This window comes from Pseudomonas sp. BCA17 (assembly GCF_004519405.1).
Taxonomy (GTDB): domain Bacteria; phylum Pseudomonadota; class Gammaproteobacteria; order Pseudomonadales; family Pseudomonadaceae; genus Aquipseudomonas.
In genome coordinates this window covers 72,107-96,250 of sequence record NZ_SGWI01000010.1, presented here as the reverse complement: position 1 = coordinate 96,250, position 24,144 = coordinate 72,107, and the positions used below count along the sequence as shown (strand labels likewise).

Here is a 24,144-nt window from a genome sequence, read left to right as displayed (position 1 = left end):
CGATCACTGTTCATCCGCCAGTTCTGCTGCCTCGGTCTCGAGCAGTTTCACCTCAAGCAGATGCGCCTGTTTCGCCAGGGTTCTGTGGTCGAAAATATCTGCCACATTCACGCAGACGCCGAATCGGCGCCCGATCATGCCGGCCAGAATAATGGCGGACAACGAATTGCCGCCGAGTTGAAAGAAGTCATCCTCAACACTGACCAGCGCTGTCTTGAGCCGCTGCTCCCAGAGCGCGGCCAACTCCATTTCGATAAGCCCTTCGGGCTGGCGGCCCTCGGCCCTTTGCGGTCCATAAACCGGGAGTGCGTTGATATCGACCTTCCCGGACGGCAACAACGGCCAGCTTTCAACGGTGATGAACACATCCGGGATAGCCGCCACCAGGACGCGCGACGACAAATGCTCGATCAACGAATCAGTTGCCACCGCATCAGACTGCGCCGCCGGGCGGACATAGGCCACCAGCACTTTTCGCCCTTCCAGCACACGCTGCACGGTCAATGCTTCGGCAACCTGCGCGTGGGTTTTCAGCGCCGCTTCGATTTCCGCGGGCTCGATGCGGATGCCTCGAATCTTTATCTGCCGGTCGGCGCGGCCCAACACATTCAAATCGCCACTGTCACTGAGCACGGCAATATCACCCGTGCGATAGACCCGTCCGCCATCATTGAACAAAGAGGGCGTGAATCGCTGCGCCGTCTGCTTCGCATCGCCGAAGTAGCCGAGGGCAAGAATCTGACCGCCCACCAGCAGTTCTCCGGGCGTCCCGATCGGTGCGTAACCGCCCCCCTCATGCTCCACCATTACCTGTGCACCGGGAATCGGCAGACCGACCGGAGTCAGCAGCGCCGCAGCCTCCCGGACCTCGAACACCGTTGCGTCCGCGCAAACCTCTGTCGAACCATACAAATTGATGAGATTGACGCCCGGCAGGTGTTGCCGGATCTGTTCCACCAACTCCCCTTTGAGCAATTCACCGCTCAAGTGCAGGCAATCGAGCGTGGCCAGCCTGGCGCGCGCTTCGGCGCCCGACTCGAGCATCTCGGTTGCCAGGGCGGGCACGCAGGTCAACTTGGTAATTCGGTGGGTCTGGATGAAGTTCATCAGCTCCACCGGGTCTTTGATGCGTTCCGGCAAGATCACCGTAGGCACGCCTCTGAGCAGTCCATCGAACATTTCGGCGATGCCGTCGACAAAGCCGACTGGCGTTCTCAGCACGAAAACGTCCGAGGGTTTACTCGGTTCCTGGCATCGCGACCACTGCAGGCGCGTCAGAATGGCCTCATCGTGCAACAGGACACCTTTAGGGGTTCCCGTACTGCCAGAGGTGTACATCAAGACCGCTGGATGCCGCGCATTCAGTGGCCAGCTGGCGGTGGAACGCCGCTCATCGACCGGCATCGCTTCAACCGCCACGGCACGAATCTCACCGGGTACCTTGCCCCGGGTCGACTCAGACACGATCAGCAGCCGGGCTTGTGATTGATGCAGGATCATCCCCAGCCGTTCGGTCGGGCTGGCGTGATCCAGCGGCATGTAGGTGGCAGCGAGGCGCAACGATGCCAGCACTGCGACGACATACTCGGCAGATCGCTCGACGCAGATGCCGACGACGGAACCTGGCACCACCTGCTGTTCACGCAGTGTTTCGGCGAACCTGTCGACCCACTGAGACAGGCACGCATAGCTGATCGAGCGCCCCTCACAGAGCAATGCCAATGACTGCGGTGAAGCCTCGCATTGCTGATCAAACGCGACGATCAGACGGGAGACTTCCAGTTCCACCGGTGGCGACACCAGAAGTGCATGAGCGTTGCTGCCTGCCAGCCTGTCCAGAGGGCAGACACTGGATTCAGGGTCGGTCGCCAGCTGTGACAACACCGCGTCATAGTACGAAGCGATTCGCCCCATCGCGGCTTCCGACAGCGCCGTGTTGGAGAACTCAACAAACAGACCGACGCCCTGGGTTAACACATCGAGTCTGAATTGAGCGGTCAACGAGTGATAAGTCTGGTCAGTGGCCCTGATAGACTTGAGCTTCAGCCCCTGATTGTTCGCGAACTGCTCGTAAGGTCTGAAATGGGTGTAGTTGAACGTGGAATCGATGACGTTATCGATACCGGCATCACTCAACATCTGCGCAAACGGGTAGTTCCTGAATGGCAGCGCCTGCGCCTCGAAAGCGTGCACGGCTTGAATCAGCCGGCGGCGCGTCAGGCCCGCGACGTTGATTTGCAACGGCAACGTATTCAAGAACATGCCGACTGCCGACGTGCCCGCTGTCGTTTCCGGACGACTGTTGGACATCAGGCCGGTGATGACTTCAGTACGGCCACTAATGAAGGCAATGACTTGCAAATGGGCGCTGAGCAGGACCGCCTTGATCGACACGCCCAATGATTGCGCAAGACGCTTGAGGTTATCGGACGTCGCGCTGGAGACCGGCACATTGAACGTGCGGTAATCGCTGCCTTTGGCAAGCGGCAATTGGCCCTGATGAGGCGACGCGAGCTGTCGGGCCCAGAACGCCTTGTGGTCCGGGTCATCCAGCGCCTCGGCCTCCCTGAGCAAGAACTCGCCTTGTGCGCGCACGGGCTCGACGACGGGCACAGCGTGCTCCAGGAGCTGCTGATACAACTCCAGCAATTCACTGATGACCAGCGTGACACTCCACCCATCAAGATAGGGTTCGGCGAGTGTCAGGGTGAACCGCGAGGCGCTGTAACGATGCACGGTCATGGCAAACAACGGCGCCTTGTCCCATTGGAACCTGACAGTCCGCTGCTCATCGAACCATGCCTTGAACGAAGCGGCCTGGGCTGCCGGATCGATGTCGCTGATATCGACAACTGCCAACGACACCTCGGCGTCGCGATGAATCAACTGCAGAGGTTGATGGTAAGAAGACACATCAATGGAGCTTCTCAAAAAGGGATGGCGTTTCATCAACAGCGCGACAGCACGCTTGAACATTGGCTCGACAAACGCCCCCTCCAACTCCACTGCCGTTGTATAGATGTGGTAATCCGGGCTGGCCACCGACTCGTAGTAAAGTCCGGTCATCAGCCGGGACAAGGGAAAGGCGTCTTCGATGTCCTGGGAAAGGCCTTCCTGGACGGCCGCTGAAATCAGTCCGAATGGCGCAATGGCCATCAACACGGGGCCACTCAGCGGCGTGGCAACCAGGGCCATCCTGCTCAGCGTGGAGTTCTGGAAAATCTTCTCCACACTCAGTTGCAAGCCTGCTCGCCGGGCTGCCACGACCAGTTCAATACTGCGAATTGAATCTCCGCCCAAATGAAAGAAGTCTTCGTCACCGTGGGTGACCACTCTGCCCAGCACGAGCGCCCAGGCGGCTGCCAATCTCTGCTCGATGCCACTCAACGTCGCTTGCTCAAGCGGCCCCGCAGCGCCAACTGCGTCGGCATACGCGACAGGTATTGGCAAAGCGGACCGGTCGACCTTGCCTGACTGCAATCTCGAGAACACGTCAACGACCGACCACAGGGAGGGAATCATGTACTCCGGCAAGGAGGATGAAAGCGCCTCGCGAGCACGGCGTATCAGTTGCGCGCTGACGTCATCGCTCGCCAGGAATGCCGCCAGCGTCGCGTGGCCATGGATGTCCTGATTGAGTGTCACTACCGCTTCGCGAATGGCCGGCAGGCGCATCAGGGCCGTTTCGATATCACCCAACTCGATGCGAAAGCCCCGCAGTTTGACCTGATTGTCGTTCCGGCCCAGATACTCGATCTGACCATCCCAGCGGTGTTTTCCCAGATCACCAGTCCGGTACAACCGCGCGCCCTGTTCACTGAAGGGTGAGGGAATGAATTTCTGTGCAGTCAGTGCCGGTTGGTTGATGTAGCCACGTGCCAGCCCGATGCCGCCGATATGGATTTCTCCAACAACGCCGGGGGGGACCAGATTGAGGTTTTTATCCAGGATGAATATCTCAAGCCCATCAATGGCACGCCCGATCGGTACGCTACCGGCCTTCAAACTGTTTTCGGTCACCGTGTACCAGGTGACGTCAATGGCCGCCTCGGTAGGCCCATAAAGGTTGTGCAATTCGGCTTCACTGGTTTGCTTGACGGCGTTGGCCAAGCGCAGCGGCAGCGCTTCACCGCTGCAAATCACCTGTCTGAGATGAGTGCAGGACGGCAACACTTCGGCAGCCACGAACGCAATCAGCATGGAAGGGACAAAATGAGCGACGCTCACTTGCTCCCTTGAGAACAGTGCCCCCAGGTACTCGGGATCCTTGTGCCCTTCGGGTTTGGCCATCAACAACGTGGCGCCATACATGAGCGGCCAGAACACTTCCCACACAGAGACGTCGAACGTCAGCGGTGTCTTTTGCACAACGACATCGCTGGCTTGCAGAGGGAAAGCCTTTTGCATCCAGGCCAGACGGTTCAGCAACGCCTCATGGGTATTCATCACCCCTTTGGGCCGTCCCGTGGAGCCCGAGGTGAAGATCACGTAGGCCAGGTCCTTGCTCGCCGGCCTCTGCGCAATGGCCGCATCGCCCGGACCAGCCTGCTCCTGGGTGAACAAGGAAGAAAGGGTGGCCCAAGGCAGCTCCCCGGGAGGCGCCATAGCGCTGTCTTCGACAATCAAGACACGTGGGGAACAATCATCGAGCATCTCCATCACTCGACTCTGCGGCGCCTGGGGATCCAGCGGCATGTAGGCGGCGCCCGCCTTGAGAATCCCGAGCAGGCAGATCGGCAACTCCCTTGAGCGTTGCAACTGGACCGCGACAACATCGCCCGCCTTTACCCTATGATCTGCCAGGGATCGCGCCACATGCCACGAAGCCGCGTCCAGCTCGCGGTAAGAGATCGACTGTCCCTCAAATCGCACGGCAACCCGGTCTGGAAAAGCGCGGCACGTATCGGCGATCTGTTCAAGAATCGTGGTGCCCGGCAGCAGCGGGTCGCCTCCCCTCGCCAGCCTCAACAGGTCCCCGGATTCCTGCTCGGAAAGCAGCGACAACGAGGAAATCTTTTCTTCGGGAGCCGCGAGCATGCCCTTCAGGATATTGTCCAGGTGTGCGAGCATCCTGGCGGATGTTTCCGGTCGAAACAGATCATCTTGCGCCCAGAGCATCATGACGGTTTCGCCACCTTGCGGGCGAAGGAACAACTCCAGGTCGAAACGCGCCGCCCCGGTGTCCACAATGTAGGGATTGACCGCAACGCTGGTGGGCTTTACCCCGTTTGCCTGTTGGCCGTAATAACCGATGAACGCCTGAAACAGCGGGTGGTAACTGGCGCTGCGATCTACGTCCAATGCATCCAGCAGCTTGTCGAATTGCAATCGATGATGCCCCGTCCCCAGCAGGATCTCGCGCTTTACCCGAGTCAGGAACACACTCGTAACGGGATCATCACTCACGTCAACGCGTTGCAGCAGCGTGTTGACAAACAGCCCGACGGTATCGGTGTCCTCTCGCCGAATACGATTGCCGAAAGGGTAGCCCAAGGTCACTTCACTCTGACCCGAATACCGCGCCAGCAGGACATGAAACGCCGCGCTGTAGAGCATGAACGGCGTCACGTGTTGCTTCTTTGCAAAGTCACTGAGCGCGTTGGTCAGAGCCTCATCAAGCACACGTTCGACGTAACGGCCTTTGTAGGAAGGCGTCGCAGGCCGTGCCTTGTCGGTGGGCAAGCTGAGCATGACGGGCTTGCCGGCCATGCGTTTGATCCAGTAGTCCAGGTGCCGCTCGTTCTCCGTCAGGGACCGCTCAGAATGTTGAAAGCGGATGAAGTCGGCATAGGTTGAACTCGGCGCCGGCAGGTCAGCGTGACCAGAAGTACGGTAACCCTCATAAGCCGATAACAGGCTGTCGTTGATCACGCGTAGAGACAAGCCGTCAGCAATCAGATGATGCAACGGCAGCAGCAGAACATGCTCTTCGTCACTGAGCCTGACCAGTACCGGGCGCATCAGCACGCCGCGGTCGAGTTGAAAAGGTCGGCGCATGACGTCAAGTGAAAACGCTGCCAATTGTGCTTCTCGGGAACTGACCGGCGTGTGCGAAAGGTCCTCGAATTCAATGGTCAGTTGAGCCGTTGGCGCGATCCATTGAAAGAGCACTCCGTACATTTCATGCACGGACGCCCGGAGCATCGGGTGAACTCGCTGAAGGTGGAGCAAAGCGTCACGCAGTGCCGCTCGATCCAGCTTGCCGCTGAAGCGCAACGCATGAGGCACTGTTGATGAAACTTCGGCGCCTTCGTGCCGGGTGACGAAGTAATGCCGGCGCTGAATCCAGGACAACGGCAATAGCGTGCCGCCCTGCAAAGGCCTGCCGATTTCCTCCTGCAGCAGGCTCTGCAAGTGCGTCTGAAGTTCCGGTGTCAGTGCTTCCAGGGGCTGCGAGGCCGACGACTCAAGGGTTTGCAGCTCGAATCCTTCGTTGGCAAGGTGCAAGCAAACACCATTCTCAAGATAACGGGACAAGAGATCGAGCACATGATTAGTTATTTCAAAGGTGCTGTTCATTACAGCTCCTCGACCGGCGGTGCCTTTGTCGGCGCAATGTTTTCGCGCAAGAAACCGGGGCGCTGATCCAGCCAGTTATTTTGAATCCAGTTCAAACAAAAATCCTGAGAACCGGTTACGCCAATGGAGGTCCATCCTCCCGGTACCGGCCGGTCGTTATTCCACAAGGAATACTGTTCTTGTTGATTGATGACAACGCCATATACGCTTTTGCTATCCATGCTTGTTCAACTCCCTTTTTTACCAAGGAAAACCTGGCAACTAAAACGACACGAGGAAAACTTTGCTGCAGACCCGACCTCTATCAACGATCTACATGGGTCAGCGCGGGAAGGTCTTCAATATCTCTGGTATGCCGTAACGCCGAAAACACTACAGGAAGGGATGAAACACACATCAATACCGTTGCAATGAATATACTCGCGACTGGACTTACAATACTGCCCAGCCACCCACCGAAAATTGCCCCGCTTGCCGCCGCAATGCCGATACAGGTTCTGATACTTGCAGTCACCTTGCCGAGACTTTCCAGCGGACAAGAGGACTGCCGATAGGAATATTGGGCAATGTCAAACAATACAAAGCGAACAGACGTCAAACATAGATAGAGTGTCGGCAGCAATAGCGGATGACTTTGTGCCCCACCCAAAAGGAAACCTGCCGGACTAAGAAAGACTACCCACCACATTATTTTTGCACTACCGACTGAACGCATCAAAGCACTCGCGAGGATAGCTGCCAACAGCCCGCCACCTTCACCGATAAAAAAGACAATACCGACCATTTGCGGTGAAAGCTTCAAATCGCTAATCAAGTAATATAAAAAAACCGCATTCATCATGGCCAGGCAGAACATCGAGCCAATGGTCGTCATCGCAGTTCGCGCCAATACCGAATTGGCATATAGCAGCTTGAATCCCTCACCTATTTCCTGCAGCAAGGGCGGCCTTTTGGTTACCTTCACCTTGCTCGACTCGTCAGTCTTGGTAAAACTCAGGAGAACAGCGCTGGCAATATAGGAAACGACATCGAATAACAGCGTGAGCGGGGCTCCGATCCAGCCCGCCATGAACGTGCCGATCCCCGGGCCACCGACCCGCGCGGCTGATTCCGTGGTTTCGATCTTGCTGTTCGCCTCGGGCAAATCCTTGCGCGGCACAAAAATCGGATAGTAGGAGTGATAGGCGATTCCGAAGGCGACCGAGAACACGGAACACAAGAAGGACACGGCATACAGCCAGTACATCGAAAGCTGATCGTAAAATGCAAATAGCGGGACGGTAACCAATATCGCCGCTCGCACGAAGTCGCACACGATCATCAAACTTCGCTTGTTGAATCTGTCGATGTAGACACCCGAAGGTATTGACGCAAGCAATACAGCAATGGAGGCCATAGCGCGAAGTAAGCCAATCTCACCCGGAGTTGCACTCAACGTGGTAATGGCGAGCAGTGGAAGAATAATATTGGTGATAGACGAGCCCATCTCGCTGACGGACTGCCCCATCCAAAGACACATGAAGTTTCTGTCCCGCCAGAGGGACCCTTTTTCAATACTCAAGCAATTAGCCTCCGACATTCTTCCGCTTTAACAGGCGGAGTTATATTCCCTTATTTCGCTGGCAAACTTTAGTTCATCCAAGCGTCGGCTTTTACTTGTAGGCTGAATCCAACAGCTTCCTCAGCATTTTTTATTGGTAACACAGGAAAAACGGAGGCGTAAAGATTTTTTTCGCGATCGGCAACAACCGCTTTAACGTCCACACAAGCTGTGCGGTTGCTGCTGAAATCGGCGACAAAACTACCACCACCCTCCCCCGACAAAGCACTTACCCATTGTTTTCAATCACAAAAATTATAATGCAAGCGCTGATTTTGCTGCCATGCCCCCATTACCGTTACAACGTCATTACAAACCCATACCTGAACATCAGCGAATAACCTCAATTATTTTTTATGCTCTGCTACAGCCGCAACGCTAAGTAATATGGGGCTTGCGGTGAGCCTTGGCGATACGCCACTACCGGCTCGGCTGATGAAATTGATTTTTTGCGCTTGACCCTAGCGCAAATGAGATTCTATGGTAATTCGCAGGAGCTACTCGACTATGGATGGTATATCGAATGGATTTTTGTTCTAAGGCTAATGCACATAAAGACCAAAGATCAGCGGCCGAGAGAATTCTCGCCCAGCATATAAAGAGCGCACAGAAAACATCTGAGCCGCACACGCAACTCGATATTGATACATCCGCCCTGTCTTACGGCCAGAAACGCATGTGGTTCCTGCACCTGATGGATCCGAACAGTGCGGCCTACAATATTTTCAGCATCGCCAAATTGCATGGCCACGTTAACTTGGATGCATTACGCCAGGCATTTCAAGCGTTGATCAACAGGCACCCCAGCTTGCGCACTTCTTTCCAGGCCAATGACAACGGCCAGCCTGAGTCGGTAGTCCATGACGCCGTCGACGCTGACGTGTCCGTCATCGACAATCCCGAATCGGCAGAGCAATGCTTGGATAGTTTTATCTGGCAGCCATTTGACCTGAGCCGCGCCCCCCTGCTCAAGGCCGTTGTCATCCGCACTGACGATGAATCCTGCCTGATGGCCCTGGTGATTCACCACATCGTCGCCGATGGCTGGTCGCTGGGTATCCTGCATGAAGACCTGCAACGCTTTTATGCCGCCGCACTTGCCTCGCAAGCGTTACCTGCCACCGGCAATATCGATTTCAGTACCTTCGTCGCGGCCGAAAAAGCCTGGCTTGCCAGCGAAGCGGGTATCCGCAGCCGGCAATTCTGGAAGACCCAGCTCCACGACCTCGCACAAATTGAATTGCCAATGGCAACCCCCCGGCCGGCCATCGCCAACTTCCGGGGCAATCATATTGACCTGACACTTCCACAGGAGTTGGTGCAATCACTGGAAGCCTTGGCCAAGCAATATGACAGCTCGCTCTACATGGTCCTGGGCGCCGCACTTAAGGTGCTGTTGCATCGGTATTCAGGCCAGACTGACATTGTCTTCGGCACCCCTGTCGCCAACCGACCGGTCGAGGAGCTGGAGAATGTCCTAGGGTTATTCGTGAATACGGTCGTGCTGCGCACCCGCATTCTTCCACAGGCCAGCTTCACTACCGTCCTCAAGGCATTCAGAGACACGACGTTGCTCGCGCTGGAGCATCAACGAACGCCATTCGAACAGGTGGTGGAAGACCTGAACCCGGAGCGTTCGCTCAGTCATAACCCGTTGTTTCAGGTGCTTTTCACTCTGCAGAACGTCGAGGCCGGAAAAATTGAGTTGCAAGGTACGCGAACCGAGCTCCTGAAGGTCGATCTGGACGTTGCCCGGGTCGACCTGGAATGGACGTTGTGGCGGCGCCCGACAGACGCGCGCCTGCGGATCAACTATGCGCTGGACCTGTTCGACGAGCAGGTGATCCGGGAAATGGCCAGCCATTACGAATGCTTGCTCAATTGCATCGTGCAGACACCGCAACAGGACATCTCCCAACTCCCCCTCTTCCACAAGCTGTCCTCCACGAACGGCACGCCAGACGAGCAGGTCTGGCCAGACTGCGGGCTGCATGGATTGTTTCTTGACGCGGCGCAAATCTCACCGAACGCCGGTGCGGTCTCGGACAAGCACGGCCTATTGACCTTTGACCAACTCAGCCGCCAGTCAGCCGCGCTGGCCGTGCAGTTACTGCAAAGTGGCGTGCGCCAGAGCGACACCGTCGCAATATGTGTCGAGCGCAGCGTCGATATTGCTGTAGCCACACTGGCCGTCCTGCGAGCGGGTGCGGCATTTGTCCCGATCAATCCGGCGGATCCCGACGATCGACGTGCCTTTATTACCTCGGACTCCAATGCCCGGGCGATCATTGTGTCTTGCGTAGACAAAGGCTGCGATACGATCCCCAGTATCGTCATCGGTAAAGCCCACGACCAGCCGACGCCAGAACAACTGCGCGCGATTGACGCGGCGGTTGTGCCCGAATCGCCTTGCTACATCCTTTATACCTCCGGTACGACCGGCAGGCCAAAAGGCGTCATAGTTTCCCACGGCAATATCGTCAATACGATGCGCGCCTGTCAGTTGCTGCATGAATGCTCGCCTTCGGATGTCGGGCTGGTACTCGCGGCAAGCACCTTTGATGTCTTCTACTTCGAGCTGTTTATCGCCATGCTGGCCGGCGGACAGAGCCGAATTGTGACCCAGGAGGAAATCTTCTCGCTGCAGGCGATTGACGAGCTGCTGAAGACCGCGACGATCTTTCAGGCCGTTCCCGGACTGATGGAAAACCTGCTGACGTCCATGTCGCAATCCGCCTCACACAGTCATGAATCGCTTCGAGTGGTGATCACCGGTGGCGACATCGTACCTGCCGACCTGCTGGCCACCTTGTCCCACGCCTTCCCCAAGGCCAGGGTCTTCGTCGCGTATGGCCCCACCGAAGCGACCATTTTTTCCACGTTGTATCTGTACGACAAACAACGCCCGGTCACCGGTTATCCGATAGGGCAACCGCTGGACGGCGTTGAAGTCGTCATCGCAGATGAGCACGGCAATGTGCTGCCCGATGACGTAACCGGCGAAATCTGGATTGGCGGTCGAGGCGTGGCCACCGGCTACATCAATCGTGAGGCAGAAACCCGCGCCAGCTTCATCGAGTTGAGTGGACGCAAGTATTACCGCAGCGGTGATCGGGGCCGCTGGAACAGGGCGCAACGAACCTTCGAGTTCCGCGGGCGCCTGGACAGCCAGGTGAAAGTCCGCGGGTTTCGCATTGAGCCAGGCGAAATCGAGGCAGTGCTGACCAGCCTGCCCGGCGTTCACAATGCCGTGGTGCTGGCAGTCGGCGATCCCGGGAGCAATTGCCGGCTCGTGGCCTGTGTGACAGCACAGGATGCACCTCTCGAACAGGACCGGAATGCGTTCGACGCCGATGTTGTCGCGCATTGGCGCACCCTCTTCGACCAGACCCACGAAATTTCTGCGTCCGGAAAGAGGGACTTTACCGGCTGGAACTCCAGCTACGATCAGCAACCCATTGCGCCATCAGTCATGGACGAATGGTTGGACGGAACAGTTGAGAACATCCTGCGTTATCTTCCAGAGCAGCGCTCAACGCCACCCAATGTTCTTGAAATCGGGGTCGGCACGGGATTGCTCGCTCAAGAACTCGCACCGCACTGCGCGCGCTATGTTGGCGCAGATTTCTCCACCTCGGTCATTCTCAAGCTGCGCCAGAAACTCCGGCTGTCCAGACTCACGAACATCGAGTTGTCAGTGGCCGAAGCCAGGAACCTGCCTGAGTTTGAGGCCCTGTTCGATGTCATCGTGGTCAACTCGGTAAGCCAGTACTTTCCCGACATGGCCTATTTGACCGAGGTGCTGGACGCCTTGCTCAGCCGGCTCGCCCCAGACGGCGTGATCTACCTGGGAGATGTCCGGAATTACTGCCTGTTGGAAATGTTCCACGCCTCGGTACAGTCTGCTCGGGCGCCGCAACTGACGAACGATGAGTTGCTGCCCAGAATTGCAAAGGCTGTCCAGGATGAGCCGGAACTGAACGTCAATCCGTGCTTCTTCCACAACTACGCGAAAAAAACCGGGCTGATGCCGCGCATCGAACCCCGTCGCGGACGGCACGCCACGGAGATGAACAAGTATCGATATGACGTCACGCTCAGTCGACCCTCGGCCGCTTGCAACGATGACTTGCCAGCGTTGAACTGGCAGGAATGGCGTGCAGGAAACTGGACGTTTGAGAAGCTGGCCAAACATCTACGTTTACGGACAAACGCTGCTTTCGCATTCACCGGTGTACCTCACGGCCTGCTGATTGACGATCTGCGCCGGCGCGATGAACTCTACTCAACTGATACTCCCTCGACGCTGCCTGACAGTGTCATCCCTGAAGCGCTTCGTGAACTTGCTACCGAGTGTGGCTATACCGTCTCGTTCAACTGCTCGGATCATCCGGACGGGTACTACGACATGGTGTTGTCAACAGCGGCGCATCCGGCCAATCTGTTCGCCACGCTTGCCGGGCGCAGCTTCCGGTCAGAGCCGTCGGCCGACGGTAACAATCCGGGGGCACGGCTGAAGAAGGTTCAGCTGTCCAACCTCATCAAGGAGGCGCTCTCCAAACGCCTGCCCAGCTACATGCTGCCTTCGGTGATAACCGTCCTGGACGCCTTGCCGATCACCGCCAACGGAAAAATAGACAGAAAAAGAATACCAACGGTCTTCAGCACCACCACCGACAGTCGGCCACCCAAAAGCCCTTCGGAGCTGTTGATCGCACGAATCTGGCAGGACGTACTGGCCTATAAAGTGGAGTCGGTCGCCGATGACTTCTTCGAGGTCGGCGGAACCTCGTTACTGGCGATCTCCATTACCGTTCACTTGCGGCAGGCCGGCATCAGTTTGATGCCTCAGGTGGTCTTCGAACACAGAACCGTGGAGCTGCTGGCCCGCTGGATCGACACCGTGCAATCTCACCACGAGCAACCGCAAGCCATCACCCATGTGGAGCCCGCTGCCGCCGAGCCCGAAATCGACTTCACGCGCATTGATGCTGGCCTCGACACCTGGCGTCATTGCAGGCAAGTGCTGTTGACTGGGGCCACCGGCATGCTCGGCATCCATATTCTGCATGAGCTTCTTTGCAACTATCCGCAGCTGGAAATTGTTTGCCTGGTGCGTGGCCAGAATGACCAGGCCGCCCAGGATCGGCTTGCCAGTCAATATGCCTGGTACTTCTCCCAGTCCGAGATCGATGCGTCGGTATTTTCCCGACGAGTACGGTGCATCAGGGGGGACTTGCGAGAAAGGAACCTGGGGCTTGGCGACGAGGCACGCTCGGTACTGACAGCGACGTGCGACAGAGTGATACACGCGGCGGCGGACGTGCGTCATGTTGGCTTGGAGCGCGACTTCTTTGCCGTCAACACCGATGGCACAGAGCGCGTGATCGAGCTGTGCTCACAGCTCGCCAAGCCCAACCTGTGCCACGTTTCGACTATCGGCGTGGCGGGACGGAGCCTGGATGGCGTGGCGAGGTCCATCAACGAGTATCAGCTTGAAGTCGGGCAAACACCGACCGAAGCCTATTCGGCCAGCAAGATTTTCGCGGAGCATTTGATCGCCGACTTCAATAAATCAGGCGACTACGCGACCGTCTTCAGAGTGGGCACGGTTTCACCTAACTCCGTGAGCGGCAAATTCCAGCGAAATATCGATGCACACTTTTTCAGCCGCTACGTACGCGCCGTCATGGGCCTGGGCGTTGCCGCCGACTGGACGGAGCGACGTATTCAACTCATACCGGCCGACACCATGGCCCAGGCGGTTCTGCTGCTCGGCGGCCAGCCTCTGGCAGCAGGTCGCACATTCCATATCCAGACCCCCAACGCACTGCCCTATGGTGAGTTCATCCAGACCCTCAATGAGCTGGGGTACGACATCGATCTGGTATCAGCACAGGAATTCGAGGAGACGCTGCCGATATTGGGGCGCGACAAGGCACGGGTTGAAGACGTCGGCCGGATTCTGCCGATGACCTACCGAGGCGCTGGTCGCCCGGTTGCGCTCAAGCATGCCGTGACTGACGCCTGGCTCGAAAAATTGGGCTTCCAGTACTTCAAGCCGACGAAATCATGGATTGCAGACTTCGTGGCCCATGGGGTGGAGCAGGGATTTTTCCCGCCCGCAGGCGGTGCTCGTTGACGTTCACCGACCACTCGAACGCTGGGCAATCCCGTTGAAATTTCGCTGCTCATAACACGTTAAGGATGACCTGAACATGCAACTCAGCCTGTTTTACTTTGCGGATGCGGCAACCGGAAAAAAATCCACCGGCAATACCTATCAATTGTTACTGGATGGAGCTCGCTACGCTGACGCCCATGGCTTCGCCGCCGTGTGGATACCAGAACGGCACTTTCACCCCGTGGGGGGGCTTTACCCGAACCCGGCGGTACTCGGTGCGGCGGTAGCCATGGTGACTGAGCGGGTACATATCCGCGCCGGTAGTGTCGTCGTGCCTTTGCATCACCCCTTGCGCTTGGTCGAGGAATGGTCCGTCGTCGACAATCTGTCGAACGGCAGAGTGGGTATTTCGCTGGCTTCCGGCTGGAATCCTCGCGACTTCGTGCTGGCTCCCGGGGCTTATGAACACAGACGCGATTCAACATTTGAAACCGTGCAGACGCTCAGAAACCTATGGTCGGGCCAGCCCTTTGGGGAGGGGGCTTCGAAGGTCGCGACCTTCCCTCCTCCTGTCGCACCTCTCCAACTGTGGATCTCGTCGTCGGGCACTCTGGACACCTTTGAAGAAGCCGGTCGCGCCCAAGCAAGTGTCTTGACCCATCTGGTCAAGCAGGACATTCCCGAGTTGGCGGAAAAAATCAGCGCCTATCGTACGGCACTGGCGCAAACCGGCAGTGCCTGGCGTGGACACGTCACTTTGATGCTTCATACCTACCTGGCACCTAGCCGTGAACAGGCGCTGCGGGACGCTCAAACTGCGCTGGAAGACTACCTAATCGGCTCCTTGACGCCCTATCGGGCAGGCACCAGCCAACGGGTGGCCCCTGAAACCCATGAAACGGTGCGTGCTCAAATAAAGGACAGCGCGCAGCGATACTTATGTGAGGCGGGACTGATCGGTGATTTGAACTATGCAAGACAAGTGGTTGATCTTTGCCATTCGGCGGGTGTTGATGAAATTGCCTGTCTTATCGACTTCGGCCTCAAGCACGAAAGCGTCATGGAAGGCCTTGACCAACTGAGCATCTTGCGAAAGTACATGTCCGAGTTAGAGCAACCCGTTGCCCACATGGACCATTTGTAACGAAACTTCGTGATACCAACCAAAGGAAGTGGTTATGACCATCGAGATCCAGATCCTGGAAGACAAAATATTAGAAATCTTTCGCTCAGTAACTCAAGTGCCATCACTGACCGCAGACGACGATTTCTTTAACTCCGGCGGCGATTCATTACTGGCGGTGGAAGCCGGATTTCAAATCTCCCAGATTATTGACCAAGAGGTGGACCCAATGGTGATCTTTGTATTTACAACCGCATCCACCTGCGCGGTTGCAGTATCAGAACAGTACTTGGCAGCCTAACCTATACTTTCCCTCGCTCCGAGCGCAGAACTACGTCTACCTGCTCGGGCGAGGCGGAATTGGATGGAGATCGGCAGGGCACCCTGACTAACCGGGCCAAAGGCCCTGTCTTGGTAATGCTGTTGCCAGCGCAAAACCATACCGGTATTAACATCGTGCTCTCGAGCAATCAACGACCGCCTGGCAACATCACGCAGAGCGCCAGCATCTCGTAGGCTGTCTCAGGATAGGTACCGAGCGAAATCCGACGTTGCCCGCCCGCCCAAGAATAACGGAAGCACGAAAAGCGCGAGCCCATCAAAGTCAGGAAGGGTGTAGTTTTTGGTGCGAGGTTTGGCGTGTCGGACCGCCGTGTTGGTAAGGACCATTGTACTAACTCCATTTCATGCGAATGAAGGAATGTTGTACGGTTTTCAGAGTGCCAAGCATCTCTAAAAACTGATTTACCAAGCGTCGAATTGATGTACTAAAAAATGTACTAAAAAATCGTGGCTATCGATGTATCAGAGTAGACTTTAATGGAACTAAAAAAGAGGCCGAAGCCTCTTTTTTTGATTTCTACATACTCCAATGGAAGTCTATAGAAAAATAATTGGAGCGGGAAACGAGACTCGAACTCGCGACCCCGACCTTGGCAAGGTCGTGCTCTACCAACTGAGCTATTCCCGCTTGGTGTTGCGCATTCTATAGATTTATCAGAACCCGTCAACCTCTTGATTCAAAAAAGTTTTATTTCTTTTCAACGGTGGTGCGCAGATGAGGCCAGGCAGCACGCAGGTATTGGAGCATGGACCACAGGGTCAGGCCGGCCGCAATCAGCAGCAAAGCGTAGCCAATGAACACCCAGAACGAAAAGTCCGAAGGGTTGGCCAGCAGGATCACCAGGGCGAGCATTTGCGCAGCGGTTTTCCATTTCCCCATGTTCGACACGGCGACGTGGGCACGGGCGCCGATTTCGGCCATCCATTCGCGCAGGGCCGAGACGACGATCTCGCGGCCGATGATCACCGCGGCCGGCAAGGTCAGCCACAGGTTGCCGTGCTCCTGCACCAGCAGGACCAGGGCGACAGCGACCATCAGCTTGTCTGCCACAGGGTCGAGGAACGCGCCAAACGGCGTGCTCTGCTCCAGGCGGCGGGCCAGGTAACCATCGAGCCAGTCGGTGGCGGCAGCAAAAGCAAACACCGAACTGGAGGCCGCATAGCTCCATTCGTAAGGTAAATAGAACAGCAAAATAAAAATCGGAATAAGCAGGACGCGTAGAACGGTGATCAGATTAGGGATATTCATCGGCACAACTGGCTACGAGGTGAGAAGGCATTCTATTCGCTATGCAGATTGGCATAAATCAACTCAGCGAGCTTTTTACTGATACCGGGTGCTTTAGCTATTTCGTCAATGCTGGCACGGGATAGCTCCTGCAAGCCACCAAAATGTTTGAGCAGGTCGCGACGCCGCGTCGGGCCAACCCCCGCCACCCCTTCCAGGGTTGAGGTTCGCCGGGTTTTGCCGCGCCGGGCACGGTGACCGGTAATGGCGAAACGGTGGGCCTCGTCGCGAATCTGTTGAATCAGGTGCAGTGCAGGTGAGTCGCCCTTCAAAGTGAACTCATGGGCGGCATCATTCAAGTACAACGTTTCAAAACCGGCCTTTCGCGTCGCACCCTTGGCCACGCCGAGCAAGATCAGGTCGGGCACCGCCAGTTCGTTGAGCACGTCACGCGCCATGGACAATTGGCCCTTGCCGCCGTCCACCAGCAGGATATCCGGCAGCTTGCCCTCGCCGTCCTTCAATTTACTGAAGCGTCGTGTCAGCGCCTGGTGCATGGCGGCGTAGTCATCGCCGGCGGTGACGCCTTCGATGTTGTAGCGTCGGTAATCGGACTTGATCGGCCCTTCCGGCCCGAATACCACGCAGGAGGCCACGGTGGCCTCACCGCTGGAGTGGCTGATGTCGTAGCACTCCAGGCGCTGCGGTGGCTCGTCCAGGTTGAGGACTTCGGCCAGGGCCTCAAAGCGTGCGGCAACGTGCTGACGATTGGCCAGACGTGCGCCCAGGGCCTGTTCGGCATTGGTGACGGCCAATTGCTGCCATCGCGCACGGGTGCCGCGTACGCGATGGCTGATGTCCAGCTCACGGCCGCGCAGTTCGTGGATGGCTTCAATCAGCGTGGGAAAGTCCTCATGCACTACGTTGACGATCAGTTCCGCCGGCAGGTCGCGCTCCGGACTGCTGACATAGTATTGCCCCAGGAACGCGGCCATGACTTCGGCGACGTCTTCGTCGATGCCGGTCTGCGGGAAGAAGTTCTTGCTGCCCAGTACCCGCCCGCCGCGCACGCTGATGAGGTGCACACAAGCACCGCCCGGGTTGACGAAAGCGGCGATCACATCGACATCGCCGCTGCCGCCTTCCATGCTTTGCTGGTCCTGGACGCGACGCAGCAGAGAGATCTGATCACGCAGCTCGGCGGCGCGTTCGAAATCCAGGGTACTGGCGGCTTGCTCCATGGAAACCGAGAGTTCATCGGTGAGTGCATTACTGCGCCCTTCAAGGAACATGACGGAATGGCGAACATCCTCGGCATACTCCTGCGGCTCAACCAGGCCCACGCAGGGTGCCTTGCAGCGTTTGATCTGATATTGCAGGCAAGGCCGCGTACGGTTCTTGTAAAAACTGTCTTCGCACTGACGCACAAAAAAGGTCTTTTGCAGCAAGCTCAGGCTTTCACGAATAGCGCCGGCGCTGGGGTACGGGCCGAAATACTTGCCCTTCTGCTTCTTCGCACCCCGGTGAATACTCAGGCGTGGGAAGGCGCCGTCAGATAAAAACACGTAGGGATAGGATTTATCGTCACGCAGCAGGATGTTATAGGGCGGGCGCCATTCCTTGATCAGCGTCTGCTCAAGCAGCAGCGCTTCAGTCTCGTTGGCGGTGATGGTGGTTTCGACCTGGGCAATACGCGCTACCAGGGCAGCGGTTTTCGGCGCGAGACCGGTCTTGCGAAAGTAGCTCGCCAGACGGTTCTTCAGGTTCTTGGCTTTGCCGACGTAAAGCAGTCGTGCCTCGCTGTCGAACATGCGGTAGACGCCGGGGCGGCCACTACAGGTCGAGAGAAAGGCGCTCGGATCAAACGGTGTGGTCATGTCAGGCGCTGGCGTCCACCATGCCGTGGCGCACCGCGAGCAAGGTCAATTCAACATCACTGCTGATGGCAAGCTTCTCGAAGATACGATAGCGGTAGGTGTTGACGGTCTTGGGCGACAGGCACAACTTATCGGAGATGGTCTGCACCTTCTGGCAACCCACGATCATCAAGGCGATCTGGATTTCCCGCTCCGACAGGGCGTCAAACGGCGAATCACTGGTGGGCTGGAATGATTTGATCGCCAACTGCTGGGCAATCTGCGGGCTGATATAGCGCTGGCCGGCAAACACCAGGCGAATGGCTTGCACCATCTCCGCCAGGCCCGCGCCCTTGGTCAGGTAACCCGCCGCCCCTGCTTGAAGCAGGCGTGTTGGAAACGGGTCTTCCTCGCACACGGTCACCACCACGACTTTGATGTCCGGATGGCTGCGCAACAATTTGGTTGTGGCACCAAGACCGCCGATCCCGGGCATCTTGACGTCCATCAAAACCACATCGGGTTTCAACTCCCGAGCCTTGATCAGGGATTCCTCCCCTGATTCGGCCTGGCCGACTACTTGCAGGCCATCGATGTCAGCCAGCATTCGTGTAATGCCTGTACGAACGAGATCATGGTCATCGACTACTAGCACCCTAATCAAGCAGACACCTCGCGATATGGTCTTATAGGTTGCTGAACACCTTAGCAAAAAACCAAGGCGCAGACCTAGCTGCAAGCGTCATATATATAGAGTTTGGCTACATAGCCGCTGTCTAGTGCGAGACAAATGGCGCAGTTTGCTGGGTAAATGGTCAGGATTTCCGGGGGTGCGGCGTGGTTTTGCCACCCAGGCAAGAGGTGCGATCAACGAGGCAACCGGCAGACCCGTTCCATAAGCCAAAAACAGCCTTCGTCACCGACAATGCTCAACCCCATGCGCTGATAGAGCCGCCTGGCCGGATTTGTCTTGAACACGGTCAATCGCAGTAAACCCGGCTCCTGTGCCTTCAGGGTCATCTGCTCCAACACCCAACCTCCAGCACCTTGCCCACGCGAAACGGCGAGCATATGCAGTTCGCGGATGTACAGCGCCGTGCTGTCGCGACTCAGGCTGATGAAGCCGATGACATGCTCGTCTCGGCAAACCAGCCAATTTTCTCGACACGCCCAGGCTGTATCAAAGCCATTATCCGACCACGATAAACCGTACTGCAGGTAATAGTGGTTCATCGCCTCATAGGTCAGGGTTCGGGCGAACGAGCAGTCGTGAGATGTCGCTTCGCGCAGGTGAAACCCCATAGGGTCGCACTCCTTCAACTCAAAGACCTACTGCGTAGCCGCTCCAGCCGCCGTCGGTGCGCTGGGCAACCACAAGTGCATCGCCAACGCCTGGCGCCGCAGCCACCAGGCACCCTTCGGCGTCCCAAATGGCGCTGCGACCGGCGCAGGCCCAGCCCCCAGAAGGGCCGCCGTGGTTGGCCATCAACACCAGCAGGCCATGTTCAACAGCATAGCCCTGGAGCAAGGCACTGTCCGTTGCGTAGCCACCTTCGCTGATCAACACGCCGGCGGCGTACACACTGGCGCCGGCATGCGCCGCGTGGCGCGGATGGCTGGCGTGGGAAAAATCCGCGCACACCGCCAACGCAATCCGCTCAGCTCCACACTCAAACACCCCGCCACCCTGCCCCTCAACAAACGCCACCTCTTCGCCAGGATGCAAATGCTGCTTGGTGTAGACCGTCAATGAGCCCTCTGCCGCCAACACCAGTGCACCAATCAACACGCCCGCTTGCGGTGCCAGCCAGATCGGCATCCCGACTACCACCGTCAACCGCAGTTCACGGGCCTTGTCACGCAGCGGTGCCAACACACTGTCCTGCGGGTCAATCGCCAATGCTGCCGCCAACGACGGCTCATAACCGGTCAACGACAGCTCCGGAAATATCAGCCATTGCACGCCCCGCTCGGCTGCCGCCTGCATGAACGCCAAGTGCCGTTCGATATTGGCCGGTACATCGCCCGCAATCGAAATGGATTGAGCAGCAGCAAGCGTCAAGGCAGTCATGGTTGCGTCCGGGCAGTCATCGAGGTTCCATCAGCATATCGCGCCCCATAGCCGTGACTACCCCCACGCCATAGAAATTACTGATTGAATCCACCCGTACGCCTCTAGTAAGCTCCCTCCATCTTTTGGAGACAGACCATGTTGCAACTCACCCACACTCAGGTTTGCCCTGCCGCCAGCGCCCAGCGCTCGGTGTCGGCTGCCCGTTTGAGCGGTTCGAGCGCAGCTGTCAGTTTTTATTTTGGGTATTGGTTTAGCCACTGGCGCGCCTGATACCTGAAATCGGCGCCCACTACTCAAGGGGTCGCCTGCCAGAGAAATCTAACCCCCGGTCGGCTCCCCGACCGGGGGTTTTGTTTTTTCAGGCCCCACCCTTTTCTGGAACACTTAAAGGAATCACGACATGAACTACGCCACCTATTACCGCTACGACATCTCCACCGCATGGCGATTTAGCAAGCTCCGCTCGGGACAGCCTGCCGCCTCCGATCGGTCACCTATTGGTGGCAAGCCAACACACGTAGCCAATACGGCCAATTGTCGAACACCCCAGTAGGGCACAGCGCGCGGGAACAGCCCGCCGCTTGCCCAGGAAGCCTTGAATATGAACTCCTCCGTCGCCGCTCTGCCCGTTTCGAACCTCAACAGCGCCAATGAAGCCCTGACTCAGCGCCTGCCCAGCTCCCTTGATTTAAAACACCAGTTGCCCCTCAGCCCGTTCCTCAATGAACAGGTCCACGCACATCGCCAAGCCGTGCGCGCCATTCTCAATGGCGACGACTCACGCCTGTTGGTGATTGTCGGCCCATGCTCGATCCACGACCCGGAATCGGCCATGGAATACGCGCGCAATCTGAAGAAGCTGGCCCTGGAAGTCAGCGACCAGATGCTGCTGGTGATCCGCGCCTACGTCGAAAAGCCGCGCACCACCATCGGCTGGAAAGGCCTGGCCTACGACCCGCACCTGGATGGCAGCGATGACATGGCTGCCGGGCTGACCCTGTCCCGCGAGCTGATGCGCGAAATGCTGCGCCTGGGCCTGCCGGTCGCCACCGAGCTGCTGCAGCCGATGGCTGCGGGCTACTTCGATGACCTGCTCAGTTGGGTCGCGATTGGCGCACGTACCACCGAATCACAGATTCACAGGGAAATGGCCAGCGGCCTGGGCATGCCCGTGGGTTTCAAGAATGGCACCGATGGCGGCGTTGCGATTGCCTGTGATGCGATGCGCTCGGCTTCTCACCCACACCGCCACTTCGGCGTCGACAGCCAGGGCCATCCAGCGATTATCCAGACACCCGGCAACCCTGACACGCACCTGGTGCTGCGCGGCGGTCACCGTGGGCCGAACTACGATGCTCAAAGTGTGGCGCAGGTGAAGCACGACCTGGCCAAATCCAAGGTGGCGGCGCGCATCATGGTTGACTGCAGCCACGCCAACAGCGGCAAAGACCCGCTGCGTCAACCGGCCGTATTCAACGAAGTGCTGGAGCAGCGCTTGCAAGGCGATACAGCGCTGATCGGCATGATGCTCGAAAGCCACTTGTTCGAAGGCTGCCAACCGCTGAGCCCGGCCATGAAATACGGCGTGTCGGTGACTGATGGTTGCCTGGGCTGGGGCGGCACCGAGCAGTTATTGCGCAGCGCCGCCGAACGTTTGCGCCTGCACCGCAAAGCCAGCTGACGCCTGCTGGAGCGTGCTTGCTCGCGAAAAACGCCAACGATAACGCGTGTTGCCTGAAAGAACGTGTCGCCGGTGAGATTTTCGCGAGCAAGCTCGCTCCTACAGCAAGTCCTAACTACCGACATTAACGCCAACGCCTGGAGTCGGCTGACGCGGCGATTCGTGATTTGCAGTCAAGAGTCCTTTTCGGATCGAGCGGTGTTTCCGAAGGGACGACGGGCGGATACTCGACGTCGTTGCTTATCACCCTTCAGGAGCTACCGATGTCTATTCCCACACAACATGTTCCGGCCTTCGGCCTCGGCACTTTCCGCCTGCAAGGCCAAGTGGTCATCGACTCCGTCAGCACGGGCCTGGAACTGGGTTACCGCGCCATCGACACCGCGCAGATCTACGAGAACGAAGCGCAAGTCGGCCAGGCTATTGCCGACAGTGGCGTACTGCGTGAAGAGCTGTTCATCACCAGCAAGATCTGGATCGCCAATTTCGCTGAAGGCCAGTTGATCCCGAGCCTCAAGGAAAGCCTGCGCAAACTGCAGACCGACTACCTGGACCTGACGCTGATCCATTGGCCATCGCCGGAAAACCAGGTGCCCGTTGCCCAATTCATGGGGCAGTTGCTGGAAGCCAAGCGCCTGGGCCTGACACGTCAGATCGGCATCTCCAACTTCACCATCGACCTGATGAAGCAGGCTATTGCCGCAGTGGGCGCCGAGAACATCGCCACCAACCAGATCGAACTGCATCCCTACCTGCAAAACCGCAAGGTGGTGGAGTTCGCCAGCGCCCATGGCATCCAGATCACGTCGTACATGACCCTGGCCTACGGCGAAGTGTTGAACGACCCGGTGATCCAACAGATTGCCGAACGCCATCAGGCCACCCCGGCGCAAGTCGCCCTGGCCTGGGCCATGCAGCTGGGCTACGCGGTGATCCCGTCATCGACCCAGCGTGCCAACCTGGCAAGCAATCTCAAGGCCATGCAACTGACCTTGAGCGCTGCCGATATGGCTCAGATTGCCGGCCTCGAACGCGGTCACCGCCTGACCAGCCCCAAAGGCATCGCACCGAAGTGGGACTAGACCCCGGCCACAGGACGGCGGGATAACTCTCGCAGCCACGGCAACACCCGCAGCCCCTGGGGGGACGCGGGTGGATCGATGATGTCCATGAAGTGTTCGAGGTTGACGTTGTCCGGCGCACCCGGCAGGCGAACCAGCACCGCCGGCGTTGCACCGGCGAATGAACCCATGTCGAGCTGGTCGTAGACCAGTACATGGCGGACCTGTGGGTTCGGCCCGTCGGCACAGGCCGCCAAGCCGGCATTGATGATCAGCACATCGAAGGGTTCGGCCGGGATGGCCGTTAGAATCTGGACCTCTTCGAAGGTTTGCACCGGCACGATCCGGTGATACCCCAACTGGTTGAGCATTTTTTCGATGTACAACCGTTGCAGGTGCTGTTCATCGGCAATCAGGATGGTCAGTGCTTTGTTTGGCATGGCAAGCCCCTGGGCTGGCAGTACTCGTCAGTGAGTGCCGCCCATTTTCCAGACATAACTCGACGACAAAATCAGGCATGTTCCTACTTCACGTAG

General features: G+C 57.7%; 14 protein-coding genes and 1 tRNA gene. 5 read left to right on the top strand and 10 right to left on the bottom strand.

Annotated elements, in window-relative coordinates; all coding sequences use genetic code 11:
• Positions 1 to 3: 3 nt before the first annotated feature.
• From EXW71_RS27635 to EXW71_RS27625, 3 genes are all read right to left on the bottom strand, one after another.
• Positions 4 to 6,519, bottom strand: a complete 6,516-nt coding sequence (locus EXW71_RS27635; protein WP_134660715.1) for a non-ribosomal peptide synthetase — start codon at positions 6,517 to 6,519, stop codon at positions 4 to 6.
• Positions 6,519 to 6,740 carry an MbtH family NRPS accessory protein gene (locus EXW71_RS27630; protein ID WP_134660714.1) on the bottom strand — a complete coding sequence of 74 codons (222 nt, stop codon included), beginning with the start codon at positions 6,738 to 6,740 and terminating at the stop codon, positions 6,519 to 6,521. Before EXW71_RS27630 ends, EXW71_RS27635 begins: the two co-directional genes overlap by 1 nt.
• Before the next feature lie 83 nt (positions 6,741 to 6,823).
• Positions 6,824 to 8,080, bottom strand: coding sequence for an MFS transporter (locus EXW71_RS27625; protein ID WP_256657142.1), 1,257 nt, complete (start codon positions 8,078 to 8,080; stop codon positions 6,824 to 6,826).
• A gap of 562 nt (positions 8,081 to 8,642) precedes the next feature.
• Here EXW71_RS27625 and EXW71_RS27620 point away from each other — a divergent pair.
• The 3 genes from EXW71_RS27620 (at position 8,643) to EXW71_RS27610 (ending at position 15,667) form a co-directional block, all read left to right on the top strand.
• On the top strand, positions 8,643 to 14,261 hold the full coding sequence (locus EXW71_RS27620) for a non-ribosomal peptide synthetase (protein ID WP_134660712.1): 5,619 nt from the start codon (positions 8,643 to 8,645) through the stop codon (positions 14,259 to 14,261).
• A gap of 76 nt (positions 14,262 to 14,337) precedes the next feature.
• Complete coding sequence (locus EXW71_RS27615) at positions 14,338 to 15,387, top strand: MupA/Atu3671 family FMN-dependent luciferase-like monooxygenase (protein WP_134660711.1); 1,050 nt, start codon at positions 14,338 to 14,340, stop codon at positions 15,385 to 15,387.
• Between the two features lie 34 nt (positions 15,388 to 15,421).
• Positions 15,422 to 15,667: a phosphopantetheine-binding protein gene (locus EXW71_RS27610; protein WP_134660710.1), complete on the top strand. Its 246-nt coding sequence runs from the start codon at positions 15,422 to 15,424 to the stop codon at positions 15,665 to 15,667.
• 593 nt (positions 15,668 to 16,260) lie between these two features.
• Here the strand turns inward: EXW71_RS27610 and EXW71_RS27600 are convergent.
• The 6 genes from EXW71_RS27600 to EXW71_RS27575 all read right to left on the bottom strand — a co-directional run bounded on the left by EXW71_RS27600 (position 16,261) and on the right by EXW71_RS27575 (position 20,863).
• Positions 16,261 to 16,336 (bottom strand) — tRNA-Gly (locus EXW71_RS27600).
• A 60-nt stretch (positions 16,337 to 16,396) separates the two neighbouring features.
• The gene (pgsA, locus tag EXW71_RS27595; protein ID WP_123717694.1) at positions 16,397 to 16,957 is read right to left on the bottom strand and encodes a CDP-diacylglycerol--glycerol-3-phosphate 3-phosphatidyltransferase; all 561 of its coding nucleotides are present in this window, start codon (positions 16,955 to 16,957) and stop codon (positions 16,397 to 16,399) included.
• 32 nt (positions 16,958 to 16,989) lie between these two features.
• A complete protein-coding gene (gene uvrC / locus EXW71_RS27590) occupies positions 16,990 to 18,813 on the bottom strand; it encodes an excinuclease ABC subunit UvrC (protein ID WP_134660709.1) in 1,824 nt (607 codons plus the stop codon).
• Position 18,814: 1 nt separating this feature from the next.
• Positions 18,815 to 19,456: a UvrY/SirA/GacA family response regulator transcription factor gene (uvrY, locus tag EXW71_RS27585; protein ID WP_003190387.1), complete on the bottom strand. Its 642-nt coding sequence runs from the start codon at positions 19,454 to 19,456 to the stop codon at positions 18,815 to 18,817.
• Between the two features lie 203 nt (positions 19,457 to 19,659).
• Positions 19,660 to 20,094, bottom strand: coding sequence for a GNAT family N-acetyltransferase (locus EXW71_RS27580; protein WP_134660708.1), 435 nt, complete (start codon positions 20,092 to 20,094; stop codon positions 19,660 to 19,662).
• Between the two features lie 19 nt (positions 20,095 to 20,113).
• On the bottom strand, positions 20,114 to 20,863 hold the full coding sequence (locus EXW71_RS27575) for a carbon-nitrogen hydrolase family protein (protein ID WP_134660707.1): 750 nt from the start codon (positions 20,861 to 20,863) through the stop codon (positions 20,114 to 20,116).
• Positions 20,864 to 21,467: 604 nt separating this feature from the next.
• Between EXW71_RS27575 and EXW71_RS27570 the strand changes: the two genes are divergently transcribed.
• Positions 21,468 to 22,547 carry a 3-deoxy-7-phosphoheptulonate synthase gene (locus EXW71_RS27570; RefSeq protein WP_134660706.1) on the top strand — a complete coding sequence of 360 codons (1,080 nt, stop codon included), beginning with the start codon at positions 21,468 to 21,470 and terminating at the stop codon, positions 22,545 to 22,547.
• Between the two features lie 263 nt (positions 22,548 to 22,810).
• Positions 22,811 to 23,629 (top strand): 2,5-didehydrogluconate reductase DkgB, encoded by an 819-nt coding sequence (gene dkgB / locus EXW71_RS27565; protein WP_134660705.1) that lies wholly within the window; start codon positions 22,811 to 22,813, stop codon positions 23,627 to 23,629.
• On the opposite strand, the gene EXW71_RS27560 is transcribed toward dkgB, so the two are convergent.
• Positions 23,626 to 24,048, bottom strand: coding sequence for a chemotaxis protein CheY (locus tag EXW71_RS27560; protein ID WP_134660704.1), 423 nt, complete (start codon positions 24,046 to 24,048; stop codon positions 23,626 to 23,628). The genes dkgB and EXW71_RS27560 overlap by 4 nt on opposite strands.
• Positions 24,049 to 24,144: the final 96 nt, after the last annotated feature.